Here is a 20,832-nt window from a genome sequence, read left to right as displayed (position 1 = left end):
AAAAAAAGATATTGCATTTAACATAAAAAAGGAGTGATTAGTGATGACAACTTTCGCAATTCCAAGAACAGTTCACCATGGCAAGAATTCACTAAAGGAATTAGAAAATCTAGAAGGTAATAAAGCCATTATAGTCACAGATGAAGGAACTATGAGTAAGCTTGGCTTTGTTGATAAGGTAAGAAAACACTTAAAAAATGCAGGTTTAGAAGTAAAAGTTTTTGAAGGAGTCGAACCCGACCCATCGGTAAAAACCGTAAAAGAAGGTAAAGATATAATGTTAGACTTTGGACCTGACTGGATAATTGCACTAGGTGGAGGCTCACCAATGGATGGTGCTAAAGTCATGTGGTCTTTTTATGAGCATCCAGATTTAAAATTCGAAGATATTATAGAAGTAAATTCCATGCCTAAATTAAGAAATAAAGCTAGATTTGTTGCCATCCCTTCAACTAGTGGTACTGCATCAGAGATTACCGCCTTTGCAGTAATTACAGACCGAGAAAAAAAGATTAAATATCCATTAGTCTCCGGGGAAATCATTCCCGACATTGCTATTGTAGACCCTGAAATACCTTCAACAATGCCTAAACATATTACTGCCAATACTGGTATGGACGTATTAACTCATGCTGTCGAAGCTTATATCTCTACAGCAGCAACTGACTATACAGATGCATTAGCCCTAAAAGCTATCGATTCAGTATTTGAATATCTACCAACAGCTTATGAAAATGGTGATGACCTAGCAGCAAGAGAAAAGATGCATGATGCATCTACAATGGCAGGAATGGCCTTTTCTAATGCTTCGTTAGGTATTGTCCACTCATTAGCTCATAAGATTGGTGGTGAATTGCATTTTACACATGGACTATCTAATGCAATATTATTACCATATGTAATCGAATTTAATTATGAAGCAGCTGAAGATAAACTTCAAAAGATTCAAGATACTTTAGGAATCGGTTGTCTAGCAGAAGAGGTTCACAAATTAAATAACAAAGTAGGAATTCCTGATAACTTCCAAGCAATAGCAGACAAATTTGATGTCACAGATGAAATGTTTGAAGATGCTTTAAGTCGGATGCCAGAAAATAGTCATAAGGACCCATGTACTCTAACTAATCCTAATGAGCCTACGGTAGAAGATATGAAAGTACTTTATGAGAAAGCATATTATGGGAAATAATGAAATGACTAACTTCTTAAGATTAAGAAGTTAGTCATTAATCATCTTCTATTTCTCGAGCAAAATTCCAGCCTTATATTTGAATCCCCACAAATAAACAAAAAATTCACTTAGTTCCTTCTTTAACAATGGAAGTAAGTGAATTTTAATAATATTATTATTAATGTTAAAATGATGCCAAAATAATTATTTCATAATTAGCTAATTATATTTTTATAAGATACCTTTCGAACTTTCACAAAAACTACATATCTTTTTATCTTGCTTAGCAGTGTAAAATTCTTTCTGACATTCATTACAAACCTTCTTCAGTCCAACTATTACTTCTTGCTCACTATTATCTAGGTTATAATTGATGTCTTGATTAATACTAATCTGCTGTTTATAACAGACATCTTCGCAAAGACCACAATTAGTACAAAGATTATGATTAGCTACAATCTTCTTTTCTTCTTTTTCATTCTTTAGTTCTAAAACATTATTTGGACATAAGGAAGTACAAATCTGACAGAAATCACAATCTATTCCGATATCTACTTTCCAAAATAAAGATAAGGACTCAACTCTTTTATTCTTTGTCACATTATCTTCTAACCTTTCAATTAATGATAATAATTCTTTTCTTTTATCATTAATTTTAACCTCAACACTATCTTTTTCAGTCTTTTCATTTTGGCTAAAAGTCAATAAACTTGTTAGACCATTAATACTTTCGTCTCTTAACTTATTTATAAACTCCCTTCTTCCAAGTCCCTCAGCTTCTTTACCTTCATAATTAGTTTCTTTAAGATTAAAAGATTCAAAATTTAGATTATTAGGTTCTTCCATTGAAATGATAATTCTAGATTCATCAAAGTAGTTTTTTAATAAAAAATTACAATTATTTACTGCTCTATCTATTAATTTACGTCCACTTTGCAATTGACATTGAGCACATTGGCCTGACTGCAACCAAATTGAATCTGCACCAGTAAAGAGTAACTTTAATAATAACCTTTCAGATAGTCTTCCTAAGCATTTAATCTGTATACTATTTTTATTCTTTTTCGCTGCTTGACATTGAATTATTAGATTTGAACTTACATTAAGTTTTTTCTGAACCTCATTCAAAAGATGAGAGTCTGAATCTATTTCCAAATTAAATACTTGATTTGGACAACTAGTAACACAAAGTCCACATTGATTACATTTATCAAAATCTATTCTTATTTCTTCATCATCTATTATAATAGCATTCTGGGAACAAACATCTTGACAGGCAGAGCAATTGCTTTTCGAAGATATAATTTTAGTACAACATTTTTCTTTAACCTTTATTGGTCTAGTATCTATTTTTTCAATAAAGTTAAGTAGTTTTCCAAGCATATTCTCATCCCATCCTTAAAAAATATTTATAATTCTTTTACAATTACAACATTATATGCTGATTATACTTTGCCATCTAAAAAAAAGAGATACCCCTAAATTAGAGTGATATATATCACATATATATATCACATATTTATGTTACATATATTGTATTCGTTGTTTTACGACAAATTCCTGTAATTTATCTATTTTTTTGCAAGCACTCCCTGTTGATTATTAAATTAAATTTCACTTTTAACTTGATTTGTTTTCCATAACATGGTAAAATAATATTAATGATATCTCACTTACCATCCTTTTACTAATTTTTTATTATTAATATATTTATAGTTAAACCATAGGCTTTTAAGTGAATCTTTGCATATTAATCCCAACCCACTCTAATTTTAAGCAAAGATTACAACTAATTAGCCTTACGGTCATTTTTTTAGTTTCAATTATCGCACTCCTTTTTCTAAAATAACAACTAATACCGTCTTCAATAATATCTTAATATCTAAAATTAATCCTTGGTTATGTATGTAAAGCAAATCCAATCTTGTTTTTTGTCTAGGCGTCAATTCATATCCTCCTGTCACCTGTGCCAGTCCAGTTATTCCTGGTTTAATTAGTAATCTATTCTTAAAAGATGGATGCTCATCACTAAATTTCTTTATAAAAATTTCTCGCTCTGGCCTAGGACCTACTAAAGACATCTCTCCTTTTAATACATTCACAAACTGAGGTATTTCATCAATACGTTTCTTACGAATAAAATGACCCACTTTAGTTATTCGTGGGTCATCTTTCTGAGCCCAAACTGGACCCGTCTTTTCCTCTGCATTTTCTATCATTGATCTAAATTTATAGATAGTAAATTCCTCCCCCGCTAAACCAAGCCTTGATTGTTTAAATATAATTGGTCCTGGAGTTTCAACCTTAATTGTAATAGCTACTATTAATATTAACGGTAGCGTCAATATTAAACCAGTTAGCGAGACTATTATATCTAACAAGCGTTTAATGATTAAATATGATTGATAACTAAATTTTTTACTCCTTTTTCTTTTTAACCATACCTCTTTGACTCTAGAATTAACAATCTCAGAATCTATCTTAGACATTTATGACACCTCTCTTAATCTCACATAATAATATAACATTTTTTCATTATATGTGGATACACATGTTTATCCACATCCACTATGATCACAATCATCCTGCCCCCAATTTCCACTTTGACTCCAATTGATTATTGTCAAATAGGTATCTCCACCACTGCCATGATCATAGAAATTCCCAGAAGATGCTGAGTCTTTTAATAGTGATCGACTTTGATCATTATTCGCTCCATGCACTGCATGGCACGATGCACAATTAAAGTCATTATGTTCTTCGTGTAAATTCTCACCACCATCTCTACCAGTAAACCCTGAACTAGCATTTTGGCTCGCATTTATTCCATAAGTATTACTATCATGGCAGTCTAAACATATTGATGAATCACCACTTCTACCTTCAATACCAAAGTTCGGATCCCAATCATTTTTCAATAATTTTGGTTGATCTGAACCATGGGGGATTCCAGTTTGACTGCCCTGATTGCTATTATTACTATTTCCATGACAGGCAGTACATTTCATGTTCGTATTAGAAGTAAATCCATTGTTAAAAGCTACTTGCCCATTATTACCATCATCATAACTAAGGTCCTGTAAATCGTGGATTGTATTATATCCACTAAATTTATCACTATGACAATCAAGACATACCTGTGGGTCACTTCCTTTGAGAATCGAAGGTTTGTTGGAACCATGAGGCACACCTGTTTCACTTCCTACATTTATAATATTATTATAATTAACACTATCACCATGACAAGCAGTACACTTTGTATTGTGTTGTGAACCTACGGCTTGCGTAAAGTAAATTTTAGGTTGTTGTCCATTAGTAGCATCATCATGACATTTTAAGCAAAGATCACTAGTACTTGGATTAAATATATCAATAAATTGCGACTTGGTTAATAAACCTGATGCATTAGAACCATGAATTGCCTCAGTAGTTACATCTACACTATTCCCACCGTGACATTTATTACATTGTTCAGCATTAGTCTCATTACCATGAGTATAAGTTCTATTATCAAAAGTATATTTCACACTATCTATACTTTCTTGTAAACCATTAGCCCCTTGATGACATTTATAGCATAACTCATAACTATTTGTCACTGAAGTAATTAAAGTACCACTTAAATCGAAACCTGGCACTCCTGCGAAAGCATTGGTACCTGTAACTTGATGAGGGTCATGGCAGTCAGAACACTCCGCATGTTTATTAGCAGCAAAAATTGGCAAGTTATTACTTGGATCATTATTCTCTATTGCATCATGTCGTCCTGTTAAGTTCCCATCTTCTATTGGATGCACAGAGCCTCTATTGTTATTAGCCTTATCTATTACACTACCGATATCAGGTATTGAATCCCATTCACTATAGCGACTCCCATCATCATCATGACATGTATAGCATAACTGCTCTTCAGTAGCAGCCTTCAATTGTGCTGGTTCATTAGCATTATGAGAAGTATGACAATCATTACAAGTAACCCCAGCATCATAATGAGCATTTCCAGTTGCCCAACCAGTTTTATCATGACAAGTAGTACATAATTCACCATTAGTATTATCTTTAATTAAAAAGTTTCCATAAGTATTATCATGGGGTTCATGACACGAAGTACATTGCAATCTAGAATTACTATCTAACATATCAATATTAATAGTATCACCTAGACCACTAGGTGCCATAGTAGGGTCTACTAATCCCTCATCTTTTTCTGCTAACGTAGGATCATAAACAAAGCTAATTGGATGATCATTGGCAATATTAACTCCTAAATTAGCTTTAGCTGTATTAGCAAAAGTATTAGAAGAATCTAACTTCTCACTACCACTATCAGTGATAGTTTCATCTCTTCCTACAGAACGAGCATAATTAACATCCCCCATAGCAATTGTCCCATCATGACAACTTAAACATAAAGCAGATGTTCCATTTGGCTGTCCGATGTCTCTTGCATCCGTAGTAGAACTATCATAAAGAGTATAAGTTTGTCCTGACATTTTATGATTCCACAATGGCTCAATTGGATCAGCAAAATGTGGTGTATGACAATACAGACAATAGTTATCGCCTTCATTAGATTTTATATCCCCTGTTCCAGTAACAGTTAAATTATGTGCTGAATCTCTTGTGTCATATGTATCTGCCACAACAAAATTAGTAAAAACAAATAACATAATCAACTGTATTAGCATGCAAACTATAACTTTTTTAGTAATATTCATAATTACTTTCATCACCTCTTCCAAAGTATTATATTGATACTAATTTCTAGTATTTTAGCCGCTTATTGCTTACCTAAATATTTAAATATCTGTATTCGGTGATTATGTGAATCAGCTACATAAATCTTATTCTGTTGATCAATATAAATTCCCGTTGGCAACCAAAATTCACCTAAGTCCGTCCCTTTCTCCCCTAAGATTAATAATAACTGTCCTTGTTCATTAAAGATTTGCACAACTCCAAATAAAGTATCAACTACATAAATATGTCCATCACTATCAACAGCTAGTCCTTTTGGTCGGGCAAACCTACCTGAACTATCTCCTAAATCACCAAACTTGGAAATAAAATTGCCTTTTAAATCAAAAATTTGTACTCTAAAATTCATAGAATCACTAACATACACCTTTTCATTCTTTACAGAAATATCAATTGGATAGTTAAATCTCCCTGCTTTTACTCCTCGTTGTCCAAAGCTTTTTATTAATTTATAAGTATTAGTATCATAAATATAAACTCTACTTTCTATAGTATCAACTATGTATAATCGATTCTGCTTTCTATCAATTCCTAACCCTGTAGGTCTCTTAAATTTCTTAACTCCTAATCGTTTAATTAATTTACCTTTATTAGAAAAAACTAAAACTTCTTGTTGGGAAGAGTCAGAAACAAATATTTTTTTACCATCCACTACTACATCAATAGGCGTTTCAAAATATTTCTTCCCTTCTCCAGAAAAGAATGACCCTTCACTCTTATATAAAATTTTTTTCATTTTATGCTCATTAAAATCTATCTTATATACTGCTTGGGCAGTTGGGTCTGCAATATATAATTCATTATTGAAACTACTTAAACCAAAAGGTCTTTCTAATCTAGCTTTACTCTCTTCCTGTCCTAAAAGAAAGTCTACAATTTTACCCCATAAACTTTCTTCTTGTTTAGGCTTTAATTGTTGGGCATGAGAAATACTACGTATAAATTTAATCTTAGCATTATTTGGTGATGGCCAATACTTACGAAAATCTGTTTTTTTCTCTTGAGCAGCACTCACTTTTACAGGAAAGCCCATACTTATACTTAAAATAGTTATTATAATTACAGTTATTATTAATGTTATATACGTTAGAAAATCATAGTTATATTTATCATAATTTTTCATTGTCTTCCCTCCTAAAAATATTTTAGTTACTTTTATATGTAATTATTATCTAAATATTAGTCGATTGTCTAGTTAAACTTCAAAATTCAACAGATTAAAAGTAACGTGTTATACCAGTAGTTACCTCTAAAGTATCACCTGGATTATAAGTATTACCACCTGTTTCTCGCCATGATACATCTAATTTTAATACTATAGATCGATAACGATACCTCACATTGAGATTAATACTCCTATCCCATTTATCTGCTACAAAATCATTATCTTGCCACAGATTCATACTCAATTGTGACCATCCTTTGGAATAACTAATTTCACCTTCCCATTGACGATAATTTTTTACCTTTTCACCTATATTATCTTCTTCATCTTCATGGTAACCTTCTACTCCTAATTTAAATTTTAAATCACTATAAGTAGGATTATATAATAAATCTAAGTCATAATTAGGTTTATATTCAAAATCTTTTAGATTAGAATCATACTCAGTTCTTCCATTAAAATATAAATTTTTAGTTAAATAACGCTGATAATTAAGCTCAGCACTAAATTTCTGAGTAACATCAGTTCTTCTATTTTTAATTACTTCATCTTTAATCTCTTTTTTCCATTTAATATTTTGGTTATAAGAAGACTCAAGAGTAAAATTACCAAAATAAAGATTTACAAATTCTTTATCTAAATCTAAACTTAAAGACGTCTGTTGTTGACTAGATATTTTATAATTCTTATTAAATCTTTTTTGAGTGCTATTAGAAATCTTTAAAATAGATTCAATATCATAGAGATTATCTTCTAATGATAAGCTAGTATTCTGTTTTTCAAATACTTTATACCCTGTTTCGAACTCTTTATTACTATTATTAGAAAAATTAACTTTAGAATTAATATCTTTAAAATTTAGGTTACTCTCCAAACTTAATTCTACATTCTCCTGTCTGTTGATTCTAAGATTATTTATTTGATCAAAAGTCTCTTGACTGGTGCTAGATATATCAAATTCAATTGGTGCTTCCTTCCAATATGAAGTATCAAAGCCTAATTCTATTATTAAATCATTTGAAGCAAGTCCAGCTCTTTTTTTCGAATCTATTTTATTAATCTCACCATTAAAACTCAAAATTGGATAAGGAGTAGCAGTAAATGCTACTGTTGATTCGGTATTTGAATCTTCAAAGATATAGCTATCCTCCTCTATCTCCTCCTTCTCAATTCTTTTTTTATGACTTACTTGTGTTTCTAAATACTTTAATGGTTGCCATTTAGTACGTAAATTATAACCAATATTCCGTTTCTTCTTACGGTCAGTAATATAATATACACCATCAATATCAGACAGAGAGAACCAATCTTTATGAAAATAATTATTAATAGAAATATATCTATTGATAAATTTATTCTTAGTTTTATTATTAATTAAATCTTTTGTAAACATTTTATTATATTTACCAGTTATTTTAGTATTTAAGAAAGCAGTATCTCTATACTCTCCAAAAGATAAATTCTTATTTAAAGACAGATCATATTCATAATTTTTATCATTTATCTTTGCCTTTTTTACATCAAAATTTTGTTTTTTCTTCAATTCTGTCTGGAACCGCAATCCAAAAGGTAAAGGACTGGATAAAGAAACCGAAGAACTTTTAGATATGGTATCCACAGGAGATGTTATCTTATCCGTTTTGTATTCTCGTTTACTTTTACTTGTATTTAAGCCTAAAGACATAGGACTCATCGGAAACAGATCAGTATTAAGATGATAACCAGTTACTTTAGGCTCTAATCCTTCGGATTTATAAAGATAGTCGCGATAATTTAAGCCAAAATCATAATAACCTATCTGTGGTATAAAAAGCACCCCTGCCTTCCCAAGTTCAAGGCTATAATCACTATATGCATTATAATCACTAGCTCCATCTTTATTCTTCCTATAATCGCTTTTCCATCTTAAATAACCTTGAAGATCTAGACCACGAGCTAAAGTATTCTGAGTTAATAATATGCTAATCAGAACTATTAATATAATTCTTATAATTGTAAAATTTCTCTTCATAATAGCATACTCCTCATATTATCTTATCCTTTCTAAATTTGAATTTCTAACTTTAACCCGATTATTTAGTAATATAATTAATAGTGCCCTTTCAATGCTACTTAATAGATCATAAATGTCATTTATTTAATTCTTCACTATAAACTTCTTTTATCTTTAAATTAATGCTTATTCCTAACCCTAATAATACCCAAAAGATAGGTGCAACAGAAATTACACTATCATTAAAGAATCCTGTTGTAATATAACCTGTAAAAGCAACTAAGACTCCGAAGCCAACTATAGTATAAGTATCATTTAATTCTATCTGCCAATAAAGCTTAATACTTGATATAAAATAGAAAATAAATAAAGATAAAACAGCTAAAAGTGAGACTAGTCCAGTATTAATTGCGATCTGTAAATATAGATTATGAGGCTTGTCTACAATCTGCAATACATTACCAAATGTCTTAAGCTTACCGATAAAATCATTCTGTGGAAAATAAAGAGCAAAAGTGTCAGGACCATACCCAGTAATAAAAGTATCTTTCAATATTGGAAGTGATCTAGACCAAATAAATCCACGCCCTGATCCTAAACGCTCTTTATTCTTAAACCCCCAATGTTCTATCTCCTTCAGTTTATATAAATTCCTTTTTATTCCCATAATTCGCAAGCCTTTTTCAGTCAATTTAAAATTAACTTTCATTCTTTTATTACCAAAGAGCTTATCGTATTCGAAGTGAAGTAGGTCTTTTCTCGGTACATATGTAAAATGATAATTTTTATACTGCCGGTCATGAAGCTTAATTACATTTACATATTCCCCCTCTTCATAAGGATCTGGATATCTAGAAGATGAATAAAAAATCTCTTCGTTAAGCTGATTATAAAATTTTAAATAATTATTCTCTTTTAAAACAACATTTAACGTTTCTGTCTCTGTTATGATAGATAATCTATTATCATTCATTTCGATATCTTTAAGGTTACTTACTTTACCTTCACCAAAAACCATCCTAGTCTCTTTTCCTAGGGATAATAACTCACTTCCTAAATCACCATTAGCTGCATAATTCATAATGCTAAATACTACAATAAAACAACAAATAATTCCTAAAACATACTTGTAATCCTTAACTATTCTTTGATATAATAATATAATTAAAAGTAATATTGCAAAAAAGCCACCGACTATTCCTGCCCGTGAACGAGAACCAAGCCAATTAGCAAATATCAAAATATTAAAGATACCCACCATTAATTTATACTTCTTATTCTTAATTAAAATATATAATCCTAAAGTAAAACTAAATAAGATAACCATATAACTCCCAACATAATTGGGATTATACAGAGTAGCATATATAGTATTTGGAGGAAATTTAGTATCTATTGTTCCTGCGGCAGTATGTAATGTATCAGGCATAATTAATAACTGTCCTGTTAATGTCTTAAAAAAATCTAAACCAAAATACTGAAAAATACCTAAAATACCTAAAATAAAAGCAGACATTAATAGAGACCCTACTAAAAATTTTATATCTTGCTTAGTATTAACTAAATTTATTGTAATAAAGGTTATAACCAAATATGAAAGTAAAACAAACATTCCTTCATAACGATCCGGAAATCCAAAAAAAGCAATTACTTTATATTCCGATAAAAATGTAGAAATTATAATAAAAAAAGCATAGATTCCTAAAGGTAGATAATAATAAGTCTTTTTTAATTTATTACTCTTTCTTAAATAAACAATAAATAATATTATAGCAACAGCAGTAACTATTAAAAACCACACCATCTTATAATAAGAAAAATAATCCCAATTAAATTTGGTACCTGTCCAGTATCTAAGTAAAAAATATTGTAATCGGACTTTCTTCAAATATACTATCAAAGGAATAATACTAATTATAAAAGCGATAGGTGCTAAGTATAAATAATTCTGATACTTATTAATCTCTTTCAAAATATTACCTCCAATCTAAAGATTAATTAGTCTAATTTCTTATTTTTTGTATTACTTTTTTGGTTATTTTATTATAAAAATACATTTAAACATTATTAATTCATAAATTCATAATATTTATATCATAGTTTCGTAACAATTTAGATATATAATACATAATAAGTTATTAAAACTAATACAATATAATATTCAAAATATAGCATTTAAAGGGCTAAAGGGCTCTAAAAGAGCCCTTTAGTTAAGTCCAGCTTTAATAAGCACTTATAATAAGCACTTATAATTTAATTAATTTTACTTCTGGTGACACTGGATACAAAGGTTCTCAGCAGCATGCCCACCTTCTTGGAAGGTAGCTATATCTACTGGTGACTGTGCCCAAGCTTGTGCAGGCTTAACTCTTAAGAAAGAGTCTTCGTCTCCTGCCATACCATCAAGGTCTAAGTGTGGATCGTGACAAGTATAGCAACTAACTATATCGTCATATGTTCCACTCACACTTTCACTTAATAAAGCGAAAGATTCATCACCTGGGTTTAAGTCAACCATCTTAGCACCCCAAGAAGTTGTTGTAATACCTCTGAATCTTCCAGGTTCATACTGGATACCTACTGGGTGATCATCATTTAAGTCTCGAGTAATGACGTTCTCTGCTAAAGTAACTTGACCTCCAGCGTTACCAGCAGTACTAGTGTCTTCAGTAGTAGTACCTGCTGTTTGAGGTACTGTCATAGTACCATCGTGACAGCTCATACATAACTTTGTAGCAGTACTGAACTCTGCAAAGTTATATAATTTGCCTGGAGGAGTCAAAGCTGCATCAGTAGTAGTACCAGAACCATTATAGTAATCACTGAATAAAGCTCCTTCTTCCTCTGAATTAGTGTTGTGAGGAACGTGGCATCCTACACAAGAGATATCAGCACCAGTTAGAACATCATAACCGTTACCAGTAGTCCCTAATGCAGCTGAATCCTGATCTATACTGAAATCATGGCCAGAACCATCGATTCCGTAAGTACCATCAGTATCCAAAGTAGCATCAGCAGCTGCTGCTGGTATGGCAAATAGAGCTATTACCAAAGCAGATAGGAAAAGAACTCCTAGCTTCTTCATAATCTCACCTCCTTTCTATACTGGGATAGATTTTTGCCTGTCTAGAGATACTCTACCATCTCTAGACAAATAGGCAAAAGCTATATAAAATTTAAAACTTAGTTATTGTCAGATTTATTATCAGACTTCTTTTGTTTAACATCTTTATTCTTATTAGATTTATCTTCTTTCTTTGGAGGTTGGAGCTTTAATACCTGTACTCTTCTATTCATAGTATCAACAATATATATTCGACCTTGATCATCAATCTCTATTTCTGCTGGCAATCGAAACTGCTTATCACTTACACCAGGTCGACCAAAGAAAGAGGTTAACTTGCCTTTTTGATTAAATATCTGTACAACCTGCAAGTAACCATCAGTTATATAAGTTCGACCTTTATTATCGATAGCAATACCTTTTGCCCGTGGCAAACTTCCTAAAGTTTGACCAGGACCACCATCAATCTGTCTAACAAACTCTCCTTTTGAATTTAGAATTTGCACTCGATAATTAAGAGTATCTCCTACGTAGATTTTTCCTTTTTGATCTACAGCAACCGCAATTGGATAATTAAATGTTCCATGAATATTACCTCGTTGTTTACCAATTACCTTAAGTAATTTTCCTTTTAAATTATAAACCTGTATATTATGGCCTCTTGTATCTGCCACATAGACTCGCTTTCTCTTCTCATCAATTGCTAAACCTGTTGGTCTTTTAAGTCTTTTTATATCTTTTTTATCTGTTATATAACCAAATTCATTAATAAATTTTCCCTTTGTATTAAATATAGTAATTCGATTTTTGGTAGAATTAGAAACATAAATCTTATCTTTAATTATATCAATACCAGTTGGATTCTCTAATCTCTTTACTCCAATCTTCTTGAGATAAGAGCCATCGGCATTAAATACTAGTATTTCACTCTTAACAGCATCTGTTACGTAAAACTTACCTGTTGAATTATCTACTGCAATTCCAAAAGGTTTATTAAACTCAACTAGAGGTTTAGAGCCTACAAAGAATCTCTTAATACTTGCCAAAATCCCTTTTTCCCGAGTACTACCATATGTAATTGCTAATGCTTTCATGCGATCCTGTACATAAACTTCATCCATTTTCTCCTCTTGTTTATTCTTTTTTACTACTTGTTCATCTGTATCATTATCCTTAGCTAATACCGGAGTATTCAAACTTAAAAAGATAATTCCTATTACTAATCCCAGTACAAAAATATTATTCAGTCGTCTTCTATTTGTAATGTGTATATTCATAATTCACCCCTCGCTATAAATATATTTTTTAGTCTAACTAATTCATTTTCATGATTGTTCATGACATTGTTTACATATGTTCTGAGCTTTTATCTTTAAAGATGCCTTGTTAGCTCCACCATGAGGATAGTGGCATGTAAGACAGTCTATCTCTTTTTGTAATTCAATATTTCCTAAAAAATGATGCGGTCCATAGTTAACATGACAAGATCGACATAGCTTAGATATCTCTTTTCTCAATAAAGGTTGATACTCAGCACTATGTGGCGTATGACAATTAATACATAACCCCTTACCTATTATCCCTTGAGCCTTAGCATGACCTGTTTTGGTAAAGACATACTCCTTTGCACCATGACACTTATAACATACATTATTACCAGAGTTTTTGGTTAATTTTTCACCAAAAGCCTTATGAGGACTATGGCATTCAAAACATTTATTTTTAGCTACTGGATAATGTCTATACTTCCGTTTGAATAAATTTAAATCTAATGAATTCTTATGTGGATTATGACAATTTATACAATTCTTTTCTGCATAATGTTCTTTAGTCTTATTAGAATATGAAATTACATTTGTTGGGCCATGGCAATTTAAACAAAACTCTCTACTCTGCAAATTTTGATCTTCAGATTGATGCTGCCTATGACATTGTGTACAGGCTACATTACCTTGCCCATGATTACTTTCTAACCAATCTTTTTCTTTAATAGTTGTAATCTGTTCACCATTATGAAAATTATTACTCTTAAAGTGACACTTATCACCACACTTTTGATTAGCTTCCTGAAAAGAAACAGGAATTAAAATTTCATCTCTTTTTGCATGAGTATTATGACAAACTTCACACTCACTACGATAATCAAACTTTGGAGATGAAGATAATTCTTTAAAACCTTGATAATGAGGAGTCTTACTCCAATTAAAATATAATTGTACATGACATAATTTGCATTCTTTTGAACTTGTAACTTGTTTTATCTCTTTACCTTTCACAGGTTTTGTATTATTAACTAATGGAATTAACATAATGACTAGTAATATTAGTATTAAATATGTATTTTTTCTAGTTTTCTTCATCATGCCCCCTCCATGCTATTCTTACTATTTCTCCTCAAGACTACTCAACTGTTCAGCCGCATGTCCTAAAACATCTCTAATATAATAGTAATTGTGGATACCCTTGCTACCATCTTTTTTTATAAAGTTATAGTTAGCTTTAGCTTTTTTATAAATATCTCGGCCTTTAAATTCTTTCTTCTCTTCTAACAATTCTTTAACTCGATTTTGCATATTAGTCACTACAGCCTGTTTTGAATCTATCTCTCTTTGTAACAATTCTGGTGGTAAAACTTGATGACAAGTAGTACAAGAAGCTACTCGTTTCTTCTTATCTTTATTAGCCTCTTTCTCTTTTACATTCTCATCATTTTCTGATTTTGGAGGTACCGGCATTACAATTTCAAAAGTATGGCTCTTATTATCCGGCATATGACAATCTACACACGTTACTTCAGAAGCTGAATGACGACTTGGTATTGCATCTTCGGTAAAGAATGCTACTTTCTCTCCCTCAAACACTTCCTTCTGCGGCATTCCTATCGACCCACCAGCTTGAATCTCTCCAGTACTATGACATGTGCTACAAAGCTTTTTCTTGTCTTGTCTTAATTGCATATTTGACTTGTGACAAGATAAACAAGCAATTCCCATCTTAGCGTGACCAGACTTCTCCCAACTCTTCTTCACATCCTGATGGCACTGCTTACATTGCTCAGAATCCATAGCAGATACATTTTCAGAAACTAAGCTCAATCCAACAACAATTAACAAACAGATCAAAAATGAAATCTTAATTTTCTTCAAGTCAGTCCCCTCCTTCATTTATTTTGTGAGTGTAAACTATTTTGAACTGTGCTTAAATTCAATTTAATAATACTTGCGATATTATTCACTAACTGGTTATATTAAAATATCACCTCACTTTGTTATCCAGTTTTTTAGGGGAGTTATCAAGGGGGATCATTTTTCTAAAAGTCTTAATAAATTATTATTTTACTTTTCATGGTTTAAAAGTAAAATAATGTAAATTATGATTAAAAAAATTTATCTCTATTTCCAATTGCCTTATTTACTATAGTGAATATCTTCACTTCATGTCTTGTTAAGTACTTATTTATCATTTACTAATAATATAATAGCATAAATGTAAAATAATGTAAAGTGTAAATTTGAATTTTTTTTGACTAAAATCTAGTTTCCAAAATTTTAACCCTCATTTTGTATAAAATAGTATTTTTTCATTTCATTAGACCACTTGGACTTATCAGTTCCAGGATAACATAATCCATTCGGCATCATATTAATCGGAATCTTATTATTTATTTCTAAAATAGACATTAATCTTTTTCTAATACATTTGTTGGAACTTTCTTTTGATTTGCAGTATTTATTTATAAATCCATTTATAACAATCTTATTCTGATTTTGATAATGGTTTATAAATTCACATTGACCTATCATTTCACATTCCATATATTTCACCTCCGAATAATAATATCTATTTTACAATTAATTCCAGTTATATACTATATTATCCATTGGTGATTCATTCTCCTTCTTTTGCATTTGATTATTTTTAATTTTTTATATCTTTAAAAAAGTCTTGACATACAATACCAATGTATGGTAGCATGTGATTGATTACATCTTACATTTTTCAATCCCCCTCTAGTTTTTAATAAGAGGGGGACCCCAAATAAAAGCTTATATAACGAAACTTCATTTAGGATCATCTTAATATTAAATTCTTCATTATAATATTTTTATTAATTTACCAATTCTTTAGAACAAAGAATCTTTTAATTTTTTATTATTTATCCATATCTCATTCGCAGCTATGAACCTTTTATTTCTTTTCAATTCTTTTTCAAGGTTATTGCGAAGTTCTTCTTTTATCTCTTCATAGTGCTCAATATCTAATTTATAATTAAACTTATATCTATTAAAAAAGTTCCATAAAACTCTATCCAAAGCTCCTATCATCAATTTATCAAAAGTAATTTTAGTTACATAAAACTTCAAGTAGCTAATTATCATATTAGGATTAAAATTTTCTTTACTAAATGGATAAATAAAATCAAAATATTCTCGCTCAATTATCCAAAAATCAAAAGTTTTTTCTTGATAATCTTTTTTACACACTTTCCTAAACTCTTTCATTTCCTCAAAGCTTTTGTCTTTAGGTTTATTTCCCTGTCTGACTAATTCATAATATTCATCATCAGACATTTCCATATACTGTTCAAGAGCTTGCTGCTTAAACTCTTCTTCTGTTTTATCAATCTCAAAAATGCTATTATTAATTCCTTCATTATCTGAAGCAGTAAGGATTATTACTCCTGGTACAATTAATTGTGTATTTATTTCTGGAATCTTAATCTCTATATCATTATGCGTTATTTTCATTTTAAAATCGAGAATCATAATATCACCTCCAAATAAATTATGTCAAATTTCATGTCTACATCACTAATAAGTAAAATCATTAATCATCTCTAAAAAGAAGAGCACCTTGATTGAACAAGGCGCTTAATAAAGAATTCCCATTAGACAGGGTAGTATTAATTAATTCTTATATATTATTTTTCTAATATTTTATTCAAACATGCCTTGCAGACAATTTTTCCTTTGAATCTAATAACATCTTCGGCTTCATCACAAAAAACACAAGCAAGCTGAAACTTCTGTAATATAATTTCACCTTCAGTTTCATCTATAAATATCTTTAAGGGCTCACCGGATTCAATATCTAGCTTTTCACGTAATTCAGCCGGTAAAACCACTCTCCCTAATTTATCTACCTCCCTAACAATTCCTACGCCTTCCATTTATTATCATCCTTCCAATTATTTTCTTATTAATATAGAATATATATCTTTAAACAGCTAATTAAATTTAACTTCCATTATATTATCAAGATGTATCAATTTTATAATTGTCTTGATATATTCATTCTTAACATTAATAATTCTAAGTTTTCCTTCTGCTTCACTTACCTTTCGATAGCCTATCAACAATTGATCAATTCCTAAAGAATCTATTTTATGTACATCTGAAAAATCAAGCTCGATAACCTTATAATCATTATCTATATGTGATATGATTCTCTTCTTAAGAACCCTCGACTTATTAGTATTTATTTCGTGATTTTTTACACAAAGAACTGCTTTTTTAACTTTTTGCTGTTCATTCATTATTACTACCCCCATAATTCAATTTAGAATTAATATAAAATTTTCATTATGTATGTGGATAGCCTCACTTTGGAAAATAACAAATGAATTGAGTTCCAAAGCCTTCCTCACTTTTAACTTTTAATTTTCCCCCGGTCTCTTCAACTAAAGATTTAATAATATATAAGCCATAACCTCTTTCTTTACCTTTAGTTGAAAAACCTGGCTTAAAAAGCTCATTTATTAATTCCTGATTTATTACTGACTTATTATTATAAACGGATAATATATAATTATCTATCGTATTTTCTCCCATTATCCTAATCTTCTTATATCCGTTACGATCCTTTAATGCTTCAACTGCATTATCAATTAAGTTAAAAACTATTCTAAAAATTCTATTTAATTCTACATCTAAAGTTTTTAGACCCTTATCTAAATGATAAAGTAATTTAATACCTTCCTTCTCAGCTGCCTTCTTTTTAGTCATTAAAATAGGGTCTAAGATAGACTGATGATTATTTGTTTTTGATATTTTTATATTTGTTAGTTCCTCATTTAAAGATTGAATATAATTTAAAATCTGTTTATTCCGTTTTAACTGTGCCATACCATATACTGTCTGCAAATGATTCAAGAAATCATGTCTTTCACTTCTTAACCTCTCAATTAGCTTATCATCACCCATACTACTCTTTCCTCCTGTTGTGATATTTTATTAGTAAGAACTCTTACCAATAAGTTAAAAAATTGTACTCCACTTAACATTTGTCTTAAATTTTGTTATAATTATCCTAAGCGAGGTGGAGTACCCCTGCGACTCCTTTTTAGGAGTAACGCTCGTACCATTGAGGACTCCATCTCGTTTTTTAGTTATAAGGAGTGGGTTAGTCTTTCTTCCTCCTTGCGGCTTCAATTAGTTTTGAAGTAACGCTTTTATTAAGACTGGCTCCCACTCCTTTTAATCATCAGAGTCGGTAGATAGGACGCTGCGAACCAACGCTTCTACAACAGGACTCGCCTGATGATTATTAATAAATAATCTCTATAAGGAGTTGATTTTCATGAATTATCAAGACTATCTTTTCGTTGGTGTTGACACTCATAAGAATCAACATACTGCTGTGATTATTAACTGTTTTCACCAAAAACTTGGTGTAGTTGAAACACCTAATAATCCCAGTCATTTTAACGAATTTATTGCAGAACTTAAAACTTTTATTTCTAACCAAGAAACTTTAGTCTTTGGTCTAGAAGACACTCGAGGATTAGGACGTTCTTTAGCACAATGGCTAATTAAAAGAAATTATCAAGTTAAAGAAGTCAATCCTGCTTTAACTAAACGTGAAAGACAACATAGCCCTAATCCTGATAAATCTGATCAAATTGATGGCGAAGCTATTGCTAATGTATTACTAGCTCAATGGGATGACCTGCCTACAGTCCATAAAGATGGTAATTCAAAAGCTATTAAGCAATTAAACAACCACTTACGTGGTCTAGTTAAACAGCGAACCCAAGTTAAAAATCAATTACATGATCTAATCCACCAACAATATCCTAACTATGAAGAATTTTTTAGTAAACCTTTTAAAGTAAAAACTGCTCTGGCTTTTTGGGAAAAGTTCCCTCATCCTAGTAAACTTAAGCATTACGGAGAAAAGAGATTACATAATTTCTTAAAAAAGCAGACTAAAAATATTTCCAATAATAAAGCTAGTAAAATTCTTTCATTAGTTGATAAAGACAAAGATCAAGATGTCTCTGTAACAACTAGAAACAAACTTGTTGTTATGCTAATTGAACAACTTCGACTAATTAATCAGCAGCTTGAAAAAATTAAAAATGAGCTTAAAGAAGCAGTTGAAAATAGCCCTTACCAACTTACTACTATGCCTGGTATTAGCTATAACTTAGCAGCTAAATTCATTGCTGAAATCGGTTATATTAACCGTTTTGATTCCGCCGATAAATTAGCTAGATACGCAGGTTTAGCACCAGCTGAACATAGTTCAGGTAAATCAAACCGTACATCTCGTAAAAAATATGGTTGTCGTAACCTTAACCATGCTTTTTATCTGCTTGCTTTACAGCAAATTAGTACTACTAGAAATGGTAGACCTAAAAATCCAGTTGCTTATAACTATTACCAAAAGAAATTAGCCGAAGGCAAATCTGGTAAGTCTGCTTTAATCTGCTTACAACGTCGCTTAGTTGATATTATCTTTGCTATGATGAGGGATAAAACAGCTTATAGATTGCCTGATACCCCAGACTATGACATTTTAAATAAAGCAGGTTAACCAGTTTAGTTTACTAATCATTGTCCCTTCTGACTATTTAAAAATTCTATAACTACACATTAGGGGATCTCTGACTTAAATTATTTTCCATTTTTTAACTTGTAATATTTTTACTTGACATAGGACGTCTTAATACTATTTGAGAATTGAATCTACTTTAGAATAACCTAATAATCCAATAATGCAGACTGTCCAAATTAAAATAGCAATTTTAATCACCTCCAAAATTTAGATTTTATTAATATATATCATATTAAATAAAAATAACCTTTTTACGCAGCTATTAAGCCACACAAAAAGGTTATTATAAGAATAACTTCTTGGTAGCTTGGCGATCTTCATCAAAGACCCATAGCTTTGCGTCCTCATTTCACAATGAGTATGCCTTTTTCAAGATAATATTTAATTGTATTACTTATAATATATTTTTTACATTTAAATCAATAAAATGATTTTATATACTTCGTACCCGATGGATGTATATTGTACCATTTATTACTATCAATGTCAAATATATATTAGAAAATATTTGATATTATTAATTGCAAGGTTAAATGCACGGTTTTTTGAAAAATTATACCTACATATATAATTGCTTTCTAAGCTGCTTCTAATTTCTTTTCATAAACATCATTTGAAGTCTTAAAATCAAATATCTTTCTAGGATAGTTATTCATCCACTTTTGTATCCGCTTTATTTCATTTCTGCTATATTCTTTAAAACTTCTTCCTTTAGGAATAAACCTTCTTATCATTTTATTAAGATTTTCATTACTACCTCTCTGCCATGAGCAGTAAGCATCTGCATAGTAATGTTTTGTCCTAGGAATACTACTTTTTGTAATCGAAGTTTCTACACTTTT

At 30.5% G+C, this 20,832-nt stretch carries 18 protein-coding genes and 1 riboswitch; of the genes, 2 read left to right on the top strand and 16 right to left on the bottom strand.

All coding sequences use genetic code 11. From position 1 onward, the window contains the following. Positions 1–43: 43 nt before the first annotated feature. Entirely contained in the window at positions 44–1,189 is a 1,146-nt protein-coding gene (locus BM077_RS07120) for an iron-containing alcohol dehydrogenase (protein ID WP_089748986.1), read from the top strand. Positions 1,190–1,402: 213 nt separating this feature from the next. Here BM077_RS07120 and BM077_RS07115 read toward each other — a convergent pair whose 3' ends face one another. The 15 genes from BM077_RS07115 to BM077_RS07045 form a co-directional block, all read right to left on the bottom strand. Further along, positions 1,403–2,554, bottom strand: a complete 1,152-nt coding sequence (locus BM077_RS07115) for a 4Fe-4S dicluster domain-containing protein (protein WP_089748983.1) — start codon at positions 2,552–2,554, stop codon at positions 1,403–1,405. Positions 2,555–2,994: 440 nt separating this feature from the next. Continuing rightward, complete coding sequence (locus BM077_RS07110) at positions 2,995–3,660, bottom strand: exopolysaccharide biosynthesis polyprenyl glycosylphosphotransferase (protein WP_089748981.1); 666 nt, start codon at positions 3,658–3,660, stop codon at positions 2,995–2,997. Positions 3,661–3,726: 66 nt separating this feature from the next. Beyond that, positions 3,727–5,889: a cytochrome c3 family protein gene (locus tag BM077_RS07105; RefSeq protein ID WP_176941661.1), complete on the bottom strand. Its 2,163-nt coding sequence runs from the start codon at positions 5,887–5,889 to the stop codon at positions 3,727–3,729. Between the two features lie 62 nt (positions 5,890–5,951). Next, positions 5,952–7,052: a 6-bladed beta-propeller gene (locus tag BM077_RS07100; protein WP_089748977.1), complete on the bottom strand. Its 1,101-nt coding sequence runs from the start codon at positions 7,050–7,052 to the stop codon at positions 5,952–5,954. A 94-nt stretch (positions 7,053–7,146) separates the two neighbouring features. Continuing rightward, positions 7,147–9,105: a hypothetical protein gene (locus tag BM077_RS07095; RefSeq protein ID WP_090003525.1), complete on the bottom strand. Its 1,959-nt coding sequence runs from the start codon at positions 9,103–9,105 to the stop codon at positions 7,147–7,149. Between the two features lie 118 nt (positions 9,106–9,223). After that, positions 9,224–11,059 (bottom strand): O-antigen ligase family protein, encoded by a 1,836-nt coding sequence (locus tag BM077_RS07090; RefSeq protein ID WP_089748973.1) that lies wholly within the window; start codon positions 11,057–11,059, stop codon positions 9,224–9,226. 291 nt (positions 11,060–11,350) lie between these two features. Further along, entirely contained in the window at positions 11,351–12,172 is an 822-nt protein-coding gene (locus BM077_RS07085) for a hypothetical protein (protein WP_089748972.1), read from the bottom strand. 98 nt (positions 12,173–12,270) lie between these two features. Continuing rightward, positions 12,271–13,428, bottom strand: coding sequence for an NHL repeat-containing protein (locus tag BM077_RS07080; RefSeq protein ID WP_089748969.1), 1,158 nt, complete (start codon positions 13,426–13,428; stop codon positions 12,271–12,273). A 48-nt stretch (positions 13,429–13,476) separates the two neighbouring features. Further along, positions 13,477–14,511, bottom strand: coding sequence for a cytochrome c3 family protein (locus tag BM077_RS07075; RefSeq protein ID WP_177175535.1), 1,035 nt, complete (start codon positions 14,509–14,511; stop codon positions 13,477–13,479). A gap of 24 nt (positions 14,512–14,535) precedes the next feature. Next, complete coding sequence (locus BM077_RS07070) at positions 14,536–15,297, bottom strand: cytochrome c3 family protein (RefSeq protein ID WP_089748965.1); 762 nt, start codon at positions 15,295–15,297, stop codon at positions 14,536–14,538. A gap of 402 nt (positions 15,298–15,699) precedes the next feature. Continuing rightward, complete coding sequence (locus BM077_RS07065; RefSeq protein ID WP_089748963.1) at positions 15,700–15,966, bottom strand: hypothetical protein; 267 nt, start codon at positions 15,964–15,966, stop codon at positions 15,700–15,702. A 309-nt stretch (positions 15,967–16,275) separates the two neighbouring features. Further along, positions 16,276–16,917: a hypothetical protein gene (locus BM077_RS07060; protein ID WP_089748961.1), complete on the bottom strand. Its 642-nt coding sequence runs from the start codon at positions 16,915–16,917 to the stop codon at positions 16,276–16,278. A 155-nt stretch (positions 16,918–17,072) separates the two neighbouring features. Beyond that, positions 17,073–17,321, bottom strand: a complete 249-nt coding sequence (locus BM077_RS07055) for an AbrB/MazE/SpoVT family DNA-binding domain-containing protein (protein ID WP_089748960.1) — start codon at positions 17,319–17,321, stop codon at positions 17,073–17,075. 57 nt (positions 17,322–17,378) lie between these two features. Beyond that, entirely contained in the window at positions 17,379–17,687 is a 309-nt protein-coding gene (locus BM077_RS07050) for an STAS domain-containing protein (RefSeq protein WP_177188344.1), read from the bottom strand. A 64-nt stretch (positions 17,688–17,751) separates the two neighbouring features. Beyond that, a complete protein-coding gene (locus BM077_RS07045) occupies positions 17,752–18,354 on the bottom strand; it encodes a sensor histidine kinase (protein WP_089748955.1) in 603 nt (200 codons plus the stop codon). A gap of 376 nt (positions 18,355–18,730) precedes the next feature. Here BM077_RS07045 and BM077_RS07040 point away from each other — a divergent pair, with 376 nt between their 5' ends. Beyond that, positions 18,731–19,969: an IS110 family RNA-guided transposase gene (locus BM077_RS07040; protein ID WP_089748953.1), complete on the top strand. Its 1,239-nt coding sequence runs from the start codon at positions 18,731–18,733 to the stop codon at positions 19,967–19,969. Positions 19,970–20,288: 319 nt separating this feature from the next. Then, a riboswitch (cyclic di-GMP riboswitch) is annotated at positions 20,289–20,365 on the bottom strand. A 203-nt stretch (positions 20,366–20,568) separates the two neighbouring features. Here BM077_RS07040 and BM077_RS07035 read toward each other — a convergent pair. Then, on the bottom strand, positions 20,569–20,832 hold a 264-nt coding region (locus BM077_RS07035; protein WP_143078998.1), incomplete at its 5' end, for an IS30 family transposase.

The sequence above is a fragment of the Candidatus Frackibacter sp. WG13 genome, assembly GCF_900114655.1.
In the GTDB taxonomy this organism is placed as follows: domain Bacteria; phylum Bacillota; class Halanaerobiia; order Halobacteroidales; family Acetohalobiaceae; genus Frackibacter.
This window is presented reverse-complemented; position numbering and strand designations above follow the sequence as displayed.